The following is an 18442-nucleotide window of genomic DNA, read 5'->3' as shown; positions in this document are numbered from 1 at the left end:
GAGAACTGCACCCCGAAGCTTGGGGGGCTGATTTTATTGAACTCGCCGGAGGCGCACAGGGATTGGTTGGGTTAGTTGTAGCCTGTCCGACATGCGAGCAAGCTCCGGCAGTGACGCAGCACGCATCTTCCGCATCACCTGACCCCGGTGGACCTTCACAGTAATCTCGCTTATGCTGAGATCTGCGGCGATCTGCTTGTTGAGCCGCCCGCTCACCACAAATCCCATCACCTCTTGTTCGCGAGGTGTGAGACTTTCGTAGCGAATTCGGAGTTCTGAAAGCTCCCGTTCACGGTCAAGCCAAATCCGGTCACTCGCGTGACCAACGGCGATGGCATCAAGCAAATCCTGATCCCGAAACGGCTTTGTAAGGAACTCGATAGCACCCGCCTTCATAGCGCGGACAGACATCGGGATATCGCCGTGCGCCGTGATGAAGATAATGGGCAATTGCCTATTTGGGCCGGCGCAAAGCTCCCGTTGCAAGTCCAACCCGCTTTGCCCGGGCATTCGGACATCGAGAACCAGGCAAGTAGGCCCACCCGGCAAAGCGGCGCTGAAGAAATCCGCTGCCGAACAAAATGATACAAAACGAAAACCGACCGACCGAAGGAGCGTACCCAGACTACTTCGCACTTCTGGATTGTCGTCGACCACGATTACAGTCAGCTCGTCTGATCCTTCTTTCATCGCCTCTTGTCCGTAAAATTGGCCAACGGAGAAGCTTAGCGCACTTTGCACGGAGGGAAAACTGGCCTGCGTGCAGCCGGTTTAGGTCGTCCGTCTTGACCTACCCGATACGACCCCAACGAGGGGACCAGGATGAGAAGGCGCTTTTTGTGCGACTTGCAACGCATCTGAAACGGGCGACTTAAGCTGTCCCGTCCAAAGCCATGCGGATCCCGTCAAGCAGATCCTCCTGCGAAAAGGGCTTCACAAGATATGCAATAATACCAGTTGCTTCGGCAAACGAACGAACGTCGTCGTCCGGATAGGCGGTTATCAAAATGGTTGGAATGGCGGCGCCGGCTCCGGAAAGGTGGCGGCAGAGATCGATGCCACTCATCGCCGGCATGTTGACATCCGTGATCAAGCAGGCCGTCTTTGAGAATTGCTTTGAACGCAAGAACTCTTGCGCCGAAGAGAATGCTTCAGCCGCGAACCCCACCGACCGCATCAATCCTCGAATGGCGTCGCGAACGTCCTCATCGTCGTCTATGACCGCAATCAGATGTCGCTTCATTCGCACCTGCAGCCTCTCGCTGTGAGCAAGTGTGGCGGAATAGCAGAGTTGCCCCTCTACGCGTGCTTGAGCAGCTTCACAACTATAGGGGCAGGCTGAAACGTTTTCGACTATACAATGGTGTATCGCTCTGGGCGCAAGTTTCAACTCCTCACGGTCCACTCGAACATATAACGGTGCCCTTTGCTTATGGGCCAGTCAACCGAGCGAATGATCTGCGACTGCTGGTGGAGCATGCGATTTAGTCGACTACCGCAACTCAAGTTGGGCGCACTTGTTATGGAAACACGGAACACCGTGTGCCTAGCACCATCGTATAGTATGGCCGCTCCTATAGTGTAGGAAGTCAAACCGATCGTGCGATAGAGCACTTTAGTGAAGAATCGTACCTTCCCCTTCGTTCGATGATTCGCCGCAAGGCACTTTGACTGGACCTTCGATTTTAGCGCGAGTCGGTGATGCGACCCGTGCTCAGCGCAGGTCAGCGCTCCGCACGCGTTCGTTTGGCCCCGCGCAAAGCGAAATATGCATCCTTCAACCTAGGAGAACCGGAATGCCGAAGCTCGATATGCTCACACCGCAAAGCAGCGCCATCGCCCTGATCGACTATCAGCCAGCAATGTACCAAGGGGTCCAGTCGCACGACCGTTTGGTGCCCTTCAATAATGTGCAGGTGGTAGCAAAGGCCGCCAAGCTGTTCGGCATTCCCACAATCATTTCAACCGTAGCGGAAAAAACGTTCTCCGGTCCGTTCATGCCGGAGATCACGGAGCTCTTCCCGAAGCAACCGGTGATCGACCGTACTTCAATGAACGCGTGGCTTGACGAACCCTTCCGGAAAGCCGTGCGAGAGACCGGACGAAAGAGGTTCGTTGTTGCGGGGCTTTGGACGGAAGCCTGCGTAATGTTCGCGGCTCTAGACATGCTGAAGGAAGGTTTTGAGATATTCGTTCCTGCAGACGCATGCGGGGATCTATCGGCAGAAGCGCATAACCGCGCCATGGATCGGCTAGTGCAGGCAGGAGCCATTCCCATCACGTCGCTGCAGCTTGTTTTCGAGCTCCAACAAGATTGGGCTCGGCAAGAGACATACGAGGGCGTGATGGACATCCTGCGAGCTCACTCGCCTTATGGCATCCAGGTTCGCTTCTCCAAATGGGCGCTTGGTGAGCATGCATCTGAGGCCGGCTCGCGGTAGCCGCGATACACCGAAATGAGGAGGTCTTCATGAAGGTTTACGTACTCTCTTTGGCGGCGGGCCTGCTGGTGGGCGTGATCTATTACCTCCTCAACGTACGCTCACCGGCGCCGCCTTTGGTGGCGCTGGTCGGACTTTTGGGAATTCTGGTTGGCGAGCAGGTCGTCCCCGTCGCCAAGCTCCTCATAGGGGGCGCCAGCTTTTCCCAGGCATTCCATCTTTCGAGCTGCGATTCCCACATTTTCGGCATGCTGCCCGGCCGACGCACGGTCGGTCCGATCGATGGGCTTAAGAATCGCGAGAAGCAAGCATGAGCAACCAGGGACCCGATCTAATCCTGCATCACGGTCTGTTCGCGACGCTTGATCGCTCGAACCCGGCGGCGAGTGCCGTGGCGATAAAAGGCGGGCTGTTTACAGCGGTGGGGCACGTCGGCGATGTGATGAAGCTCGCTGGTTCCTCGACAAAGATCGTCGACCTGAAAGGGCGGCGCGTGCTGCCGGGCCTGATCGACAATCATCTCCACATCATCCGCGGCGGTCTCAACTTCAACATGGAACTGCGCTGGGACGGCGTGTGGTCGCTCGCCGATGCAATGGCGATGCTGAAGAAGCAGGTCGCAATCACGCCGCCGCCACAATGGGTAAGGGTGGTGGGCGGTTTCACGGAGCACCAGTTCGCTGAGAAGCGATTGCCAACCATCGACGAGCTCAACGCAGTCGCACCTGACACACCTGTCTTCATCCTGCACCTTTATGATCGCGCCATGCTGAACGCTGCAGCGCTACGCGCCGTCGGCTACACCAAGCACACGCCAGAGCCGCCGGGTGGCGAAATCGCGCGCGATGCGATGGGCAATCCGACCGGTCTGCTGCTCGCCAAGCCCAACGCCAACATCCTCTACGCCACGCTGGCGAAAGGCCCGAAGCTGCCGTTCGAATATCAGGTCAATTCGACCCGTCACTTCATGCGCGAACTCAATCGCCTGGGCGTGACAGGTGCGATCGACGCTGGAGGCGGCTTCCAGAATTATCCGGAAGACTATGCGGTCATCCAAAAGCTCTCTGACGAAGGGCTGCTCACGATCCGGCTCGCCTACAACCTGTTCACACAAAAGCCGAAGGGGGAGAAGCAGGACTTCCTGAACTGGACCCAGACCTCGAATTATAAGCAGGGCACGGACTACTTCCGCCATAACGGGGCAGGCGAAATGCTGGTGTTCTCGGCGGCCGACTTCGAGGACTTCCGCGTGCCACGTCCTGACATGCCGCCGGAGATGGAGGGCGAGCTCGAGGAGGTCGTTCGTATCCTGGCTCAGAACAACTGGCCCTGGCGGCTTCATGCGACCTATGATGAGACCATCTCGCGTGCGCTCGACGTATTCGAAAAGGTCAACCGGGAGATCCCGCTGGATCGCCTGCATTGGTTCTTCGACCACGCCGAGACAATTTCCGAGGCATCGATCGACCGCATCGCCGCGCTCGGCGGCGGTATCGCCGTGCAGCACCGGATGGCCTACCAGGGCGAATATTTCGTGGAGCGCTACGGCTACGGCGCCGCCGAGGCGACACCGCCGGTCAAGAAGATCATCGACAAGGGAGTGAAGATCTCCGCAGGTACCGACGCGACGAGGGTAGCCTCCTACAATCCCTGGGTCTCGCTGGCCTGGTTGGTGACCGGTATGACGGTCGGTGGGCTCCGGCTATATCCGCAGCGAAACTGCCTCGACCGCGAGACGGCACTCAGGATGTGGACGGAGAACGTCACCTGGTTCTCGAACGAGGAGGGCAAGAAGGGCCGGATTGCAGTCGGACAGCTCGCCGATCTGACCGTCCCCGACCGGGACTTTTTCTCTTGCGCCGAAAGCGAGATCGCCGACACGACGAGCGACCTCACGATAGTGGGCGGACGCATCGTCTACGGTGCCGGAGATTTCAAGTCGCTCGATGACACGCTGCCTCCGCCGGCGATGCCGGACTGGTCGCCCGTACGCAGCTTCGGCGGGTACGGCAATTGGGTCGGTTCGGACGGCAAGGCCACCGCCATCAGAGCTAACGCGATGCAGTCGTGCGGCTGTGCCAATCTGTGCGGTGTGCACGGTCACGACCACGCGCGGGCTTGGTCGGGCGAGCTGCCGGTGTCGGATTTCAAGAGCTTCTGGGGCGCGCTCGGTTGCGCCTGCTGGGCCGTGTGAGATGTTCGCCAAATCGGATACGCCGAGATGGGTCGCTACAATCCTGTCCTGGCCATGGCTTGCGGCGGCAGCCAGAATAGCTCTCGTCTCCGCGTTCTTGATTGGGGGAGGTCAGAAAGCTCTCGATTTTCCGGGGGCAGTTGCCGAGCAGGCGCATTTCGGTCTCCAGCCGGCATGGCTTTGGGCAACAGCGGCCATCATCGTCGAACTCGGCGGCTCCGTACTCGTCATTCTTGGACGCTGGGTGTGGCTGGGAGCCGGAGGCCTCGGCGTGCTGACTGCAGTCGCCATGCTTACCGCAAACGCTTTCTGGACCATGACCGGCCATGACCGCTTCATGGCCCTCAACGCCTTCTTTGAGCATCTGGGCCTGATCGCCGGCCTGGTGCTTGTGTCTATAATGTCCTTGCGCTCGAAATGAGCGCTCAACTCCGTGTTCGAGGTGTGCCATGATCGGCAAACGTCATGCAATTGAAATTCTCCTCGCCTGGTCATTGCTATTCCCATCGCTGGCAATCGCGCGGGATCAGGGAGCGCTTGCCGCGCCACAGGTTGGCGTCGGCGCGCAATACGACACCACACATGTCTATGTCGCTCCGGAAGACGTGGACAAGTTCGTGGCCAGCTTTATCTCTACGTTCGGAGGCCAGAGCACGAAGCAGGTCGTTGCCACCGTAACGCCCACGCCGAGCAGCACCACTTCCCAGCTTCTTCAGACGCCCGTTGGCACCGTGTCCCTGTTCGGATTCAAAACGTCCATTCCTTACCCGTTCGGCGCCGAGCGAACGGGCTATCTCGTTACGGACCTCGACCAGGCGATCGATGCGGCCCGGGACGCTGGCGCGGACGTACTGGTGGCAGCCTTTCCGGATCCCATCGGACGCGATGCGGTGATCCAGTGGCCAGGCGGCGTGAACATGCAGCTGTACTGGCACACCACGAAGCCGTCCTATGCGGCATTCGAGACCATTCCCGAGAACCGCGTTTATGTCTCTCCCGACCGCGCTGACGCCTTCACCCGCAGCTTCTTGCGGTTTTCACATGGAAAGATTGTTTCCGACGATCAGCACGCCGCCGGCGTCGAGATCGGCCGAGCGAAAGATACATTTAGGCGCATCCGCATTGAATCGATATTCGGAAAGATGACGGTGTTCGTCACCGATGGCCACCTGCCTTACCCGTACGGGCGGGAGCTGACCGGTTACGAGGTGAAAGACCTGCAGGGAACTTTGACCAAGGCCAAGGCTTCGGGTGCCACTGTGCTTGTCGAGCCCTATACTTCTGATGGACGGCTCGAAGCCATGGTACAATTTCCCGGCGGATATATTGCGGAGATTCACGCAGCCGTACCAAAATGAGGGGGCGGGATGGCGTTGTCGCTGCGACGATTGTTTCTAGGCAGGGAATGGGCGACATGCGTAGTGTGTCTTGCGGCGTCTCAGATGGCCTGGGCGGATGATCAGAAGTCTCAGCCTTCCGCGCCGCAGCGGCCCGCCATCATGTTCAACCGGTACCAGGAGGACTGGTCGGTGCTGGCGAATCCTCGGGTGACGCGTGAGCCCTTTGATGAGCTCAAATATATTCCGTTGTCCAGCGTCGATCCTTACACGTACCTCTCATTCGGCGCGAGCACCCGCGATCGGTTCGAGTCCAATAGCGCGGCGAATTTCGGCACCGGTGGGAACCGCAGCCAGAATTACGTTATCAGCCGAAACGAATTCAATGCCGATCTCCGCGTAGGCAGTGAACTACAGGCGTTCGTGCAATTTCAGGCCGCCTATGCGCCCTGGAAAACTCAGTTGACGCCGGTCGATCGGGACAAACTCGATCTTGAGCAGGGTTGGGTGGCTCTAACCGAGTCCGTCGGAGGCGGAACGTTGAAGCTGAGGGCCGGACGGCAGCAGTTTGCCTTCGACCTGCAGCGCTTCATAGCCGTTCGCGACGGTCCCAACATCCGGCAATCCTACGACGCCGCTTGGGCAGACTACGAGATTGGAGCTTGGCGGTTCATCACCCTCTACAGCCTGCCGGTTCAGGTTCGCGATAACACGATATTCGATGATTACAGCAGCGTCACTACGCAGACCTTCGGGTTGGCGCGGACGGAGTATAAGTTTTCTGAGTCTCTCTTCATTGCTGGTTACTATGGCAATTTCACCCAGGGTAATGCGCGGTTTGCAAATGCCTCCGGCGCGGAGCGCAGAGACATTTTCGATGTCCATCTGAACGGTAATGCCAATCATTTCGATTTCGACTTCGAAGCAATGGGCCAGACCGGAAGCATCGGTATCGAGCCGATCAAGGCTTGGGCTGTGGGCTCAATTGCTGGCTATACCTTCGCCGACGTGAAATGGAGTCCGAGAGTAGGTATCCAACTCGACGCGGCGTCCGGTGACGGCAACACCAAGCGAACCTTTGGCACATTCAATCCGCTCTTTCCCAATGGTTATTACTTTACGCTTGCTGGTTACACCGGGTACACCAACTTGATCCACATCAAGCCGTCGCTGTCCCTGCAAGTGAGTTCGTCCGTGAAGATCATGCTCGCGGCAGCGGCTTTGTGGCGCCAGACCGCGGCCGATGCGATCTACACTCAACCCAATGTCGCCGTCCCGAACACCGCCGGCCGGCCAGGCGCCTATACTGGAAGCTACGGCCAGCTTCGAGTCGACTGGTCCATAGATCGCGCGACTTCATTTGCAGTTGAGGCGGTGCACTTCAAGATCGGAGATGCATTGCGCAACGCCGGCGGCCACAACTCAACTTACGTAGGCGTAGAGATCAAACGCGGATGGTAGTGCCCCAGATGTCGAGTCGAAACGCCATGATCGTGCCTTTTCTCTTGAGCATCACCGCAGGCTATGTCGACACGGCGGGCTTTCTCGCATTGCAAGGTCTCTTCACAGCCCATGTGACCGGCAATTTTGTGACTCTTGGCGCGTCGCTGGTTCTCGGCACATCGGGAGCCGTTGCGAAACTCCTGGCCCTTCCGGTCTTCTGTGCGGTCGTCATGGCTGTCCGCCTACTCAGCTCGGCATTAACGCCGCGCTCGAGCTTGGTCTTCGAAGCCATGCTCAGCCTCAAGCTTCTCCTGCTAATCATCGGCGCTGTGCTCGCGATCGAGTTTGGACCGTTCCAGGACGGGGACGCTTGGCAGGCGGTAATTACCGGAATGGTGCTCGTTGCGGCGATGGCGGTCCAGAACGCCGTGCATCGGCTTTATCTTGGAAGCGCACCTCCCTCTACCCTGATGACCGGAACGACCACGCAGATCATGATCGACCTTGCGGATATGATCTACGCCAGGGACAACGTTGCAACTACCCAAATCAGGTCGCGCGTCGCAATGATGTCCAAGAACGTCATCGTCTTTGCCGTCGGCTGCGCCGCCGCCGCTCTCTTGTACGCGCACTATAACGTTTGGTGTTTCTTGGTGCCTCCGCTATTGGCCGGAATTTCGCTGCTTGCTCGATTGGCGGAACCGACGCTGAAAGAAGGATCGAAAATCTAACCGTTCCAGTCTGTTTCCAATTTGCGGACAGATTCGAAGATGCAGATCGACGCTATCGAAGACGCTAACTGTTCTGTAGTTTTCGGGGCCGGAAAGTTAGTCGATAGGGCCGCCCCCGTGGGCGCGGTCCTCGCGGCGACGGCCATCTTCGTTGCGGTTGTCGTCGCGCTACCTGCGAAAACGCTGTCAGCAGAAGTCGCTGGAACGGAAAAATCGAATGTCGTACCGCTGAAGACGACGCTCCTGCGCTATGACGAGGACTATTCCTATTTGCGAGATCCGGCAAAGCGAACGGGAGCCTGGTGGGAGCCATACAAGTACATTCCGCTCGACTTCGGCGATGATGCCGACCTCACGCTCGGCCTGGAGCTTCGGTTCAGGGAGGAGGCGTATCGCAACTTCAACTGGGGCGAGAGTCCAGTCAACCAGTATCAGTGGTACCGGATGCTGCCATATGCGGACCTGCATTTGGGCCCAAACCTGCGTCTGTTCAGCCAGGTGATTGGCGCGTGGGTCACGGATAAGGAAATGGTCGGCGGCATCGACGCAACCGGGACAGAACTGCTACAGGGCTTCGCGGATATCAAGCTGCCATTGGCGAGCGGCACTGATCTTACCTTGCGGGGAGGGCGACAACTTCTGTCTTATGGCACTGAGCGGTTGATCAGCTTGCGGTACGGCCCGAACGTGCTTCGTTCCTTTGACACGGCATTGGCGTCGATTCAATCTTCTCCGTGGCGGTTGGACGCTCTATACGCGCGACCGGTCCGAAACCTGGTCGGCAGCTTCAATGACCGCTTCGATCCGGAACGCTCGCTCTGGTCGATCTATGCTACTGGCCAACTGACCGAGATCAGCTCCAAACCGGGGCTTGACCTCTACTACATCGGTTACCGCAATGCCGCCGCAGAATTCAATCAGGGGCGCGGAGACGAAGAGCGACACACTATTGGCAGTCGCATCTTCGGCGCCGCGGAGGGATGGGACTGGAATTTCGAAGGCATGGCTCAGTTTGGCCATTTCGGTCACGGAGATATTCGCGCCTGGTCGATTGCCTCTGATACGGGCTACACGTTCGCCGGCGTCACCTTCAGCCCGCGGCTTGGCCTGCGGGCCAACATCATCAGCGGTGACCGCAATCCAAATGACTCCACCCTTGAGACCTTCAATCCACTGTTCCCCAAGGGAAAATATTTCGGCGAGATCGGCCTGCTCGGGCCATACAACCTGATCAATGCTCACCCGACGCTCACCCTTCAATTGGACCAGCATTGGACCCTCGATCTGGCAACAGTCTTCTATTGGCGTGAAAGTCTTGGTGACGGAATCTACGGTCCCGGCGGTGACCTCGTGCGACCGTCGGATAACAGCCGCTCACGCTACATCGGAACGCAAGCCGATATAATCCTGGGCTGGCAGCCCGTCCCTTGGTTCGGCGCGGCGCTGTCCTACTCGGTATTCGTGCCTGGGCAGTTCATACGGGATACGGGCCCATCCAAGACGGCGCATTTCGTAGGCATTGAGGCCATGCTGAAGTTTTGATTTGAGAGTTGCGACGCCAAATGCAAGTGATCTCGTGAGGGGAGCCTACCAGATGCGCATGATGCTGAAGACCGCGTTGGCAGCATCGCTGCTTATCGTACCAATGCTCTCTTTCGCTGAATCGGAGACGAAAGACGCGGGAGACAGAGAAATCCGCATCGGCAACATCATGCCGTATAGCGGTCCCTTGACGGACTTTTCCTCCATTGGAAAGAGCGAATCTGCGTATTTCAATATGATCAACGATCACGGGGGCATCAATGGTCGGAAGGTGAAGTTCATCACGCGTGACGACGGCTCGAATCCGCGGAAGGCGTTGGAGCAGACTCGCCGGCTGATCGACGAAGACCATGCCCTGCTGATTTTTGGTTCGTTCGGAACACCGGGCAATTTCGCCGTACGATCTTACCTAAACGAGAACAAGATACCGCAACTGTTCGTCGCTTCCGGCGACGAAGAGTGGAATAAACCGGATGAGTTTCCATGGACAATCGGCTGGCAGCCTTCGTTTCACACGGAGGGGCGCATCTATGCGAATTATGTGCAGGCGTTTTATCCGGACCGTAAGCTGGCCGTGCTCTGGCAGAACGATCAGTTCGGCCGCGATCTGTTGATAGGTCTGAAGGAAGGTATGGCGGACTGGGCGCGCATGATCGTAGCCGACAGTACCTTCGACATGTCGGACAAATCGATCGATAGGCAGATTGATCTTCTGAGAGCATCGGGGGCAGGGGTTTTAGTTTTCGCGGGTTCGCCGAAACCGGCTGAACTCGTGATGCGGAGGTTGGTGGACATCAATTGGTACCCAGTCGTCATCCTCACCAACGTCGCCGCGCCCGCCCTGCGCGCTCTCACGCAGGCTGGCGTGCAGAACACGGCGGGAGTCGTCTCTACGTCGTTCCTGAAAGATGTAGCCGATCCGGCATGGAAAGATGACGAGGGACTCAAGCGATTCTCAGCGTTCATGGACAAGTACTATTCCGATGGCGACAGGCAAGATCGCAACGTTGTTTTTGGTTATGCTGCTGCCGAAACGCTGTCCCAAGTGCTGGAACAGTGTGGCGATAATCTCTCACATGAGAACATCATGCGACAGGCCACGTCCTTGAAGGATTTTCAGAGTTCAGTCACGCTCCCGGGAATTGAGATCAGTACCGGTCCAAATGACTTTAGGCCGATCAAGAAAGTGCGACTTGTGCAGTTTGACGGCAGCTTGTGGCAGCCGATAGGTGACGTGATCGATAGCGCGTTTCTCGGTTCGGCTAACCGTTAGATCGTGAGAGAGGGCGACTCCTCTTTGCGCTTTACTCAATCGGTCCCGCAGGGCATGCCGAACCCCAAGTGTGCAACATCAAAGTCATTGCGGCATTACAATGGTGTTTCGACAATCGGATTGGTCCCACTGCGTCGGCAGTCCAGTCGGGCGGGCAGTTTCGTTTCGCTCCCCAAACGTCATAGTGCATAGTGTTCATTCGATGAGTGAAATCGCTGCACTTCTAGAGAGCTTTAAAACTGTCAATACTAGCTGTAGGAGATGACGCATTGCGACCCATATCGCATCGCCCTTGGAATACCACCTCCGATTAAGGATCTAGCCCGCAGAGGCTTTCCGACTCTTAGTATGCATCGCGTTGGATTCGCGCACACGGTCTAAGGAGACTATGTCCATGCAGAAGCTCGGCCGACTTATGTTATTGACCACCCTGGTTGCGCTCGCCCTTCAGCCCCATGCTGCAACGGCTCAATTCGTGGACAAGAAAGTCCTCACTTTAGCTGCCGCGGAGAAGATCGTTGCAGCCGCCAAAGCAGAAGCGGAGCGGAATCGACTGGCCGGCGTAATCGCGGTTGTCGATGATGGCGGCTGGCCTATCCTATTGCTGCGAATGGACAACGCCGCCTACGTTGCTAGCGTGGAATTAGCGCCGGGAAAAGCGCGAACTGCCGCGCTCTTCAAAAAGCCGACCGAAGCGCTCGAGAATGCAATCAATCAGGGTCGTTTTGCGGCAACTACTGCGCGCGATTTCACCGAAATGAAGGGCGGTCTGCCGATCGTCGTCGATGGGCAGGTCGTCGGCGGCATTGGCGCAAGCTTCGATACCCCGGATCATGATGTTCAGATTGCACAGGCGGGACTTGCAGCACTGAAGCATTAGCTGTGATCCATCCACCAGAGGCTGCTGAGGCATATCTCATTGCTTCAGGAAAGGCTCAGCATGATGAAGATCTGGATCATCAGGTGGGGTTCGATCTGGCGGGACATCGCTTCCAATGTCCGAACCATAAGCATCGGTGGCTACGTGCTGATCAGCATCCTGTTGGCCTTGTTGGCTGTTGCGACGGTGCTTGCGTATCTGGGATGGTCGTCAGCAGCAGAAGCAGGTGTTCCTCCCTCAGGATACCTTGCGATGGCAATTGGTGTACTCTTTTCTCTGATCGTCGGGGCTGGATTGATGACTCTTCTCTTTTACAGCAGCCGCTCCGGATACGACGAACCTGCCAAGATCATTCCTTCCGACCGCGACGAAAACCCGGGGTCCCAAAACTAGGTGGTCGTCTCGGCTCAACCAACGGCTCATATGACGGCCGGGCCGAATCTAAACCAACCCAATTGCTTCGTCGTCGCAAGCCGACGCTGCCACGGCTCCACATGTTGGCGCGAACACCAAGCGTTCACGATTCCGCGCGTGTGCCGAACGCGTCGATCAGGATATAGTCGTCCCCTGCTGTTGCCCAGTCTTGCTGAGTAGCATGAAAATAGGTCGACATCGTAATCGTCGAATAAGGCCCGGCCTCCGGTCTTAGGTACCATGTCCGAGGTAGGGAGTTAACAGAATGATAGGCTAGGTGAAGGGCGTCCCGCGGACGGCTGGAGCGATCTCTCAGCCAAACCAATGACCGGGTATCCGGCTGATTGAACGGAGGCCAACCGCGGCAGGGCCGATATGTGTTGAATTGTGCCGGGCACCTGCACCTTCGCCAAGAGTTCTGGAGGCGGCGCCGAGGGCATGTACATGTCCGGGAAGTTGTGGCTTTCGCGACGCTTTGACGAAATCACGGCAGCAATCGCCGCAACGCCTTCGGTTCCAACGACTTGAACTTCGGCCTGCCAAATCGAGAGGGAGCGACTACCGTCGATATTTTCCGTGCGGAGTTTGTTCTCGCGCCCTGATGTGATTGCCTTGATAAAATGAACATTCAGCGTCGAGGGACTACCTTGATCGATTGCATCGCTCAAGACTGCCCTGAGCAAGAAGGCTGCTGTCCAACCACCATACATACCGGCTGTCGCCTCTTGTCTGGAGTCAGCAAGAGCGACCCAAGCGTGGTTTCCATCCGACCCGAGACGAGAGGTCTCCTCAAAAACGGACGTCATCGAAATTCGGCGGCCAGGCGTGACAGCAGGAACGGATATCAAGGACATTCCTCGCCAAATGGAAATAGCCATTGTTCGAGAATAACGTAAGTAAAGTTGCAGTGACGCCGTCCCGCGTTCAACTCCGCCAAGGTCATTTTCGGCGGTTTCAGGGCTGGCCCGGAATCATTGCGTCTGGCGCGAGTCCCGTGACTCAAACTCACAAAATGCGCTCCGAACTCGCCGATTATTAATGGACTGCCCCGGTCCTGCCCACGCATTCGACCTGCCGGAAAACTGCTGTCTCGACTGAAGTCCGGGTCAATGCTGCTTGCTGACCGTGGCAATGACTCAGACTGGATCAGAGAGCTTGCTATGAAGAGGGGCGCATGGGCCAACATCCCGCCGAAAAGCAATCGCAGCGATCCGATCTGCTTTAGCCCGTACCTCTATCGCGCTCGCAACCTCGTCGAACGGTTCTTCAACCGGATCAATCAGTGCCGTCGGGTGGCGACGCCCTACGACAGGCTTGCAGGAAACTACCTTGCGTTCGTCCAACTCGCATCTCTCCGCCGATGGCTGGCCGCGCGTGAGTCCGCGCCCTAACCTAATCTAAGTTGACGACACCAGATCTGAATGCCGGAGCGGCCGGTTGTTCGTTCCGGCAGGGTTATGCCGGTTGATCTCTACGTTCGGCGGAGCAACCCATCTGATCGCCAAAAAGTAGGGCCGTGGCGATAGTGGACGGTCTTACATGAAGGTGGTTCAGGACCACCCTGCAAGACTTTCACTTCCCCGACGCGCCATTCTGGCCAAGATGACAGTACTGGGGTTGGGGGAAAAGGATGCATGTCTCGGTGGGATCGGCCCGAAGCGGCACGCACAAGTCGCTCGGGCTGGCGCTGGCGCTCGTGACGTTCGCAAAGTCTGCCACCGCACAGAACGGACCGATCAGCCTTGGCGTGCTCACTGACATGTCGTCGCTCTATGCCGACAATGGCGGCCGAGGCTGCGTCGTCGCAGCGCGAATGACGGTGGGCGATTTTAAGAGCAAGGTCCTGGGGCGGCCGATCGAGATCGTGGCCAGAGATCACCAGAACAAGGCTGACACCGGTTCGACAACCGTGCGGCGCTGGTTGGAGAACGACAATGTCGAGGCCATTCTGGATGTCCCGATCCGTCGGGCTGACCGTGCAGGGCATCACCCGCGACAAGAAGAAGCTCTTTCTCGCCGTTGGGGCCGCCACGTCCCGTCTGACCGGCGACGAGTGCTCGCACACCGGCAATCCACTGGACCTACGGACACCTATGCTGGCGCAGGGGACGAAGAGGGCGATTTCACGCCGCTGCGCCAAATCATGGTTCTTCCTCTCGGCCGACTCGGGCCGTCACAACTTGAAAGGCGAGGTCAGCCATGACCATTAAACGTCGTGAATTCGTTGTTGGAGCGGGCGTCATTGGAGTCGTCGGCGTAACTGGCGGATCAGTAGCCCCACAACCCGCATCAGCAGAGCATGCGATGCAAATGGGAGGGAAGCAGACTGCTCAAGCATCCTCACCCGCAGAGTCGCCAACTTCGGCACCACCAGAGAAGCGCTCTTATACGTTCCTCAATCCCGACGAGGCCGCCTGGGTGGAGGCAGCAGTCAATCATATGATTCCGGCGGATGACTTGACGGCCCGCGGCGTCGATCTGGGCATTGCCTATTTCATCGATCAGCAATTGGCAGGCGGATTCGGGCAAGGCGGTAAAATGTTTATGCAAGGTCCATGGCATCCCGGGGAGCCCCAACAAGGGTGGCAGGTCCGCCTCTCTCCAGCGGAAGCTTATCGCGCCGCCATCCCCGCGATCAACGCATACTGCACTAAGACATACGGCAAGGACTTTTCATCGATCACAGAAAGTCAGCGTGATGAGGTCTTAAATGATCTCGGCACAGGCAAAGCGGATTCAGGACCGCTCCCCGCTGGCCTCTTCCTCGATCTGCTCTATCAGAACGTGATGGAAGGCTTCTTCAGCGATCCCGCTTACGGCGGCAATCGCGACAAGGCAGCGTGGAAAATGATCGGCTATAGCGGGGCGACCGGTAACTTCATCGACCTGATCGATACGACTTACAACAAGCCCTACACCGAACCAAGTCAAAGCATTTCTGACTTGAGCTGATCTCAGATCGAAGGAGAATTACGATGGCGACGAAGTTGAAACCCGTCGACGCAGTCATTGTGGGCTTTGGCTGGACCGGGGCAGTGCTGGCCAGGGAACTGACAAAAGCAGGACTCAACGTGCTGGCGATCGAGCGCGGCGGGATGCGCGACACAATCCCGAACTTTGCCGCACCGATGATTCATGACGAATTGCGTTTCGCCATTCGTCACGACCTGATGCAGGACGCGTCCCGCGAAACTCTCACGTTCCGCAACAACGTTGACCAGACGGCGCTGCCGATCAGGCGCTGGGGATCGTTCCTGCCGGGAAACGGTGTGGGCGGCGCAGGCGTCCACTGGAATGGCCAGCACTATCGGTTCGCGCCGAGCGAATTCAGGATCCGCAGCCATTATCGCGAGCGATACGGCAAGACATTCATTCCCGACCAGATGACGATACAAGATTGGCCGGTTACGTACGACGAGCTTGAGCCCTACTACGACCGCTTCGAATATCTCTGCGGCACCGCCGGGAAGGCCGGCAACCTCAAAGGCGTGATCCAGGAGGGCGGAAATCCGTTCGAAGGGCCCCGTGCGCGCGAATATCCAAATCCGGCGATGAAGCGCAGCTTTCAAATGAGGATGTTCGAGGATGCTACGCGGGAAATGGGATTTCACCCCTATGTTCAGCCGTCGTCAGACGTGACGCAAGCCTACACGAACCCCGAGGGGGTGGACATGGGCTCCTGCGTATACTGCGGGTTCTGCGAACGCTTCGGTTGCGAAATGTCAGCGAAAGCAAGCCCGCAATCGACGCTTCTGCCACTTCTGCTGAAAGACCCTAGATTCGAGCTACGTACGCTTTCTCATGTCACGAAGGTCAATCTCGACTCCGGCCGCAAAAAGGCAACCGGCGTTACTTATATCGACTCGCAAGGTCGCGAGTTCGAACAGCCCGCCGATATGGTACTGCTCTGCGCATTTGGCCTGCATAACGCACGGCTGATGATGCTCTCGGGAATCGGTCGCATCTACGATCCCAAGACCGGCAAAGGCGGCGTTGGGCGCAATTACGCCTACCAGATGTCCAGCAGCGTCACCGCGCACTTCAACGATAAAGTCTTCAACCCGTTCATGGGCGCCGGTGCGTGCGCCATGATCATAGACGATTTTAACTACGACAACTTCGATCATGGGCCGCTCGGCTTCGTGGGCGGTTCTTACATCTGTGTCGAGAGCAAGGGGCAACGGCCGATCGATTTCCGTAACCTGCCACCCGGCGAGCCTCGCTGGGGTAAAGGCTGGAAGCAATCGGTTGCCCACTGGTATAACCGAACTTTCGTGATCGCGTCTTTCGGCAGCGTCACAGCCCAGCGCAGCAATTATCTTGACCTCGATCCGAACTATAAGGACGGATTCGGTAATCCCCTGCTGCGGATGACGTTCGACTTCAGCAAAAACGATCTGGACATGTCGAAGTACTGCACCGATCGTGCAGCCGATATCGCCAAACACATGAACCCGGACAAAATGGGCATCAATTATCGCAAGGCACCTTATTCGATCGTCCCTTACCAGACGACGCACACGACAGGCGGCACCATTATGGGAGCCGATCCAACAACCAGCGCTGTCAACCGGTATCTGCAAAGCTGGGACGTTCCCAACGTGTTTGTTATGGGCGCGGGCGCCTTTCCGCAAAACCCGTCGCACAATCCAACGGGCACTGTCGGAGCTCTGGCCTATTGGGCGGCCGATGCAATCACAACGAAGTATCTGAAATCGCCGGGGCGCCTGGTCGCGAGCTGAGCACGTCGGATCCGTGCCGATGGCGCCAGCCATCGAGTAGAACGTGTCCCTAGCGATCTGAGTTTATTCCGGAGCGGCCGATGTACGCCAAGGTTTGACTGGTGCAGAATGCCATATGTTCTCAAGGTAAACGGCAAGCGGCATACGGCCGACGCTGCAATTTGCGTTTGGCCGCTATCTGTCCGCAGGTGCCGAAGTCGCGGTCGATGCCAAGGGCAATGTCCGTGTCGAGCGCGTAGTCTGCGCGGTGGACTGCCGGTTCATCCCGGCATGATCGACGCGCAGGTGCAGAGCGGAATCACCTTCGGCCTGACCGCGGCGTTGCGCGGGGCGATCACGATCAAAGACGGCCGGGTCGAGCAGTCCAACTTCGATACTTATCCGCCCATGCGGATTGACGAGGTTCCGCGCATCGAGACCCAGATGGTACCAAGCAGGGAAAATCCCGGAGCCTCGGCGAGGCGGCGGACTGCGATCATCGCACCGGCGGTAACGAATGCGATTTTCACCGCCAGCGGACGTTGCATCCGAAAAGCTGCCGAAGAACAAGCCATCGCGGAGCGCGGGCTCAAATGAATGCCCCGAGCCATTTTGCCTTCGGCGGGTCGAGTTAAGGGGTGCCTTAGTCGACACGCCCCAAGAGGCGATACGAAGCATAAAACGGCGCTTCAGGCTTGTTCGCCTCCGCGCATTCTTGCATGAGCGGCAGCAGCCACCCGAAAGTTCATTGCAATTAGAACAGAGCCCACGATTAAGGAAGAGATTTCAGCATGATCAGGAAACCATACGCAGCCGTTGCTCTAAGTCTCGCCGCCGCATTGGCATCCTCACAGGCCCAGGCCCAATCGGCGAGCAGCAGCGAGCAGGAGATCGCACTGCTGAAGCAGCAATTGAAACTGCTGGAGCAGAAGCTCGACAAGCTCCAGAGTCAGACCGCGGCCAATACGGCGGCCACGGCGAAGGCCAAAGCCGAAGCAAAGGCTGAGGCTAAGGCCGAGGCGCGCTCGGAGGCAAAGGCCGCGGTCGCCAATGCCCACGCGGCGATACCCGTCAAGGGACCGGCGCCGGCATCCGGTGTCGTCGTGACGATGCCAAACAACCGGCCGACCATCTGCACCGCCGACCAGGCCAACTGCGTCGCCATCACCAGCCGTGTGCATTGGGATGTCGGCGGCGACGATTATCGTCCGAACACCGCGGCGACCGTGCCGCAGAAGCTTGACAGCGGCCAGAACGTTCGCCGCGCGCGCATCGGCCTCACCGGCAAGTTCTTCAACGACTGGAACTTCGCGCTGGTCTACGACTTCGGCGGCTCGTCCGATGGATTTGGCGGCGCGGCGCCGGGCTCCCTTCCGGGCGGTGGCGTCTCCGGGGTCGAGAACGCCTATCTCAGCTACACCGGCTTGAAGCCGTTCGGCGGACGGATGGCGATCGAGGCCGGCATC

At 58.0% G+C, this 18442-nt stretch carries 19 protein-coding genes and 1 pseudogene; 17 read left to right on the top strand and 3 right to left on the bottom strand.

The window, feature by feature from the left end:
* Positions 1 to 33: 33 nt before the first annotated feature.
* A complete protein-coding gene (locus IVA91_RS11945; RefSeq protein ID WP_247276160.1) occupies positions 34 to 690 on the bottom strand; it encodes a response regulator transcription factor in 657 nt (218 codons plus the stop codon).
* 181 nt (positions 691 to 871) lie between these two features.
* A complete protein-coding gene (locus tag IVA91_RS11940) occupies positions 872 to 1249 on the bottom strand; it encodes a response regulator (protein ID WP_247276159.1) in 378 nt (125 codons plus the stop codon).
* A 547-nt stretch (positions 1250 to 1796) separates the two neighbouring features.
* Here IVA91_RS11940 and IVA91_RS11935 point away from each other — a divergent pair.
* The 11 genes from IVA91_RS11935 to IVA91_RS11885 all read left to right on the top strand — a co-directional run bounded on the left by IVA91_RS11935 (position 1797) and on the right by IVA91_RS11885 (position 12234).
* A complete protein-coding gene (locus IVA91_RS11935; RefSeq protein WP_247276158.1) occupies positions 1797 to 2441 on the top strand; it encodes a hydrolase in 645 nt (214 codons plus the stop codon).
* Between the two features lie 29 nt (positions 2442 to 2470).
* Positions 2471 to 2755 carry a XapX domain-containing protein gene (locus IVA91_RS11930; RefSeq protein WP_247276157.1) on the top strand — a complete coding sequence of 95 codons (285 nt, stop codon included), beginning with the start codon at positions 2471 to 2473 and terminating at the stop codon, positions 2753 to 2755.
* Positions 2752 to 4635, top strand: coding sequence for an amidohydrolase (locus tag IVA91_RS11925; RefSeq protein WP_247276156.1), 1884 nt, complete (start codon positions 2752 to 2754; stop codon positions 4633 to 4635). The genes IVA91_RS11930 and IVA91_RS11925 overlap by 4 nt, the downstream gene beginning before the upstream one ends.
* A 1-nt stretch (position 4636) precedes the next feature.
* On the top strand, positions 4637 to 5056 hold the full coding sequence (locus tag IVA91_RS11920; protein WP_247276155.1) for a DoxX family protein: 420 nt from the start codon (positions 4637 to 4639) through the stop codon (positions 5054 to 5056).
* Positions 5057 to 5084: 28 nt separating this feature from the next.
* On the top strand, positions 5085 to 5993 hold the full coding sequence (locus IVA91_RS11915; protein WP_247458770.1) for a glyoxalase: 909 nt from the start codon (positions 5085 to 5087) through the stop codon (positions 5991 to 5993).
* An 84-nt stretch (positions 5994 to 6077) separates the two neighbouring features.
* Complete coding sequence (locus IVA91_RS11910) at positions 6078 to 7433, top strand: alginate export family protein (RefSeq protein WP_247276153.1); 1356 nt, start codon at positions 6078 to 6080, stop codon at positions 7431 to 7433.
* 8 nt (positions 7434 to 7441) lie between these two features.
* Positions 7442 to 8146 carry a DUF1275 family protein gene (locus IVA91_RS11905; RefSeq protein WP_247276152.1) on the top strand — a complete coding sequence of 235 codons (705 nt, stop codon included), beginning with the start codon at positions 7442 to 7444 and terminating at the stop codon, positions 8144 to 8146.
* 39 nt (positions 8147 to 8185) lie between these two features.
* On the top strand, positions 8186 to 9688 hold the full coding sequence (locus IVA91_RS11900; protein WP_247276151.1) for an alginate export family protein: 1503 nt from the start codon (positions 8186 to 8188) through the stop codon (positions 9686 to 9688).
* Between the two features lie 52 nt (positions 9689 to 9740).
* Positions 9741 to 10961, top strand: a complete 1221-nt coding sequence (locus tag IVA91_RS11895; protein WP_247276150.1) for an ABC transporter substrate-binding protein — start codon at positions 9741 to 9743, stop codon at positions 10959 to 10961.
* Between the two features lie 394 nt (positions 10962 to 11355).
* A complete protein-coding gene (locus IVA91_RS11890) occupies positions 11356 to 11841 on the top strand; it encodes a heme-binding protein (RefSeq protein ID WP_247276149.1) in 486 nt (161 codons plus the stop codon).
* A gap of 60 nt (positions 11842 to 11901) precedes the next feature.
* The gene (locus IVA91_RS11885; RefSeq protein WP_247276148.1) at positions 11902 to 12234 is read left to right on the top strand and encodes a hypothetical protein; all 333 of its coding nucleotides are present in this window, start codon (positions 11902 to 11904) and stop codon (positions 12232 to 12234) included.
* 278 nt (positions 12235 to 12512) lie between these two features.
* Here IVA91_RS11885 and IVA91_RS11880 read toward each other — a convergent pair whose 3' ends face one another.
* The gene (locus tag IVA91_RS11880; RefSeq protein ID WP_346015481.1) at positions 12513 to 12965 is read right to left on the bottom strand and encodes an acyl-CoA thioesterase domain-containing protein; all 453 of its coding nucleotides are present in this window, start codon (positions 12963 to 12965) and stop codon (positions 12513 to 12515) included.
* Positions 12966 to 13319: 354 nt separating this feature from the next.
* Here IVA91_RS11880 and IVA91_RS11875 point away from each other — a divergent pair.
* From IVA91_RS11875 to IVA91_RS11850, 6 genes and pseudogenes are all read left to right on the top strand, one after another.
* A pseudogene (locus IVA91_RS11875) lies at positions 13320 to 13646 on the top strand (transposase); the annotation flags it as partial.
* A gap of 239 nt (positions 13647 to 13885) precedes the next feature.
* Positions 13886 to 14458, top strand: coding sequence for an ABC transporter substrate-binding protein (locus tag IVA91_RS11870; protein ID WP_247276147.1), 573 nt, complete (start codon positions 13886 to 13888; stop codon positions 14456 to 14458).
* Complete coding sequence (locus tag IVA91_RS11865; protein WP_247276146.1) at positions 14455 to 15207, top strand: gluconate 2-dehydrogenase subunit 3 family protein; 753 nt, start codon at positions 14455 to 14457, stop codon at positions 15205 to 15207. The genes IVA91_RS11870 and IVA91_RS11865 overlap by 4 nt, the downstream gene beginning before the upstream one ends.
* Positions 15208 to 15230: 23 nt before the next feature.
* Complete coding sequence (locus IVA91_RS11860; RefSeq protein ID WP_247276145.1) at positions 15231 to 16997, top strand: GMC family oxidoreductase; 1767 nt, start codon at positions 15231 to 15233, stop codon at positions 16995 to 16997.
* 270 nt (positions 16998 to 17267) lie between these two features.
* Positions 17268 to 17573, top strand: a complete 306-nt coding sequence (locus IVA91_RS11855; RefSeq protein ID WP_247276144.1) for a hypothetical protein — start codon at positions 17268 to 17270, stop codon at positions 17571 to 17573.
* Between the two features lie 194 nt (positions 17574 to 17767).
* Positions 17768 to 18442 (top strand): porin (locus IVA91_RS11850; protein ID WP_247276143.1); only part of this gene is annotated, 675 nt, incomplete at its 3' end.

Source organism: Bradyrhizobium sp. 153, from assembly GCF_023073835.1.
GTDB lineage: Bacteria > Pseudomonadota > Alphaproteobacteria > Rhizobiales > Xanthobacteraceae > Bradyrhizobium.
The sequence above is the reverse complement of the archived record's forward strand: the minus strand, read 5'-3'. Positions and strand labels throughout refer to the sequence as shown.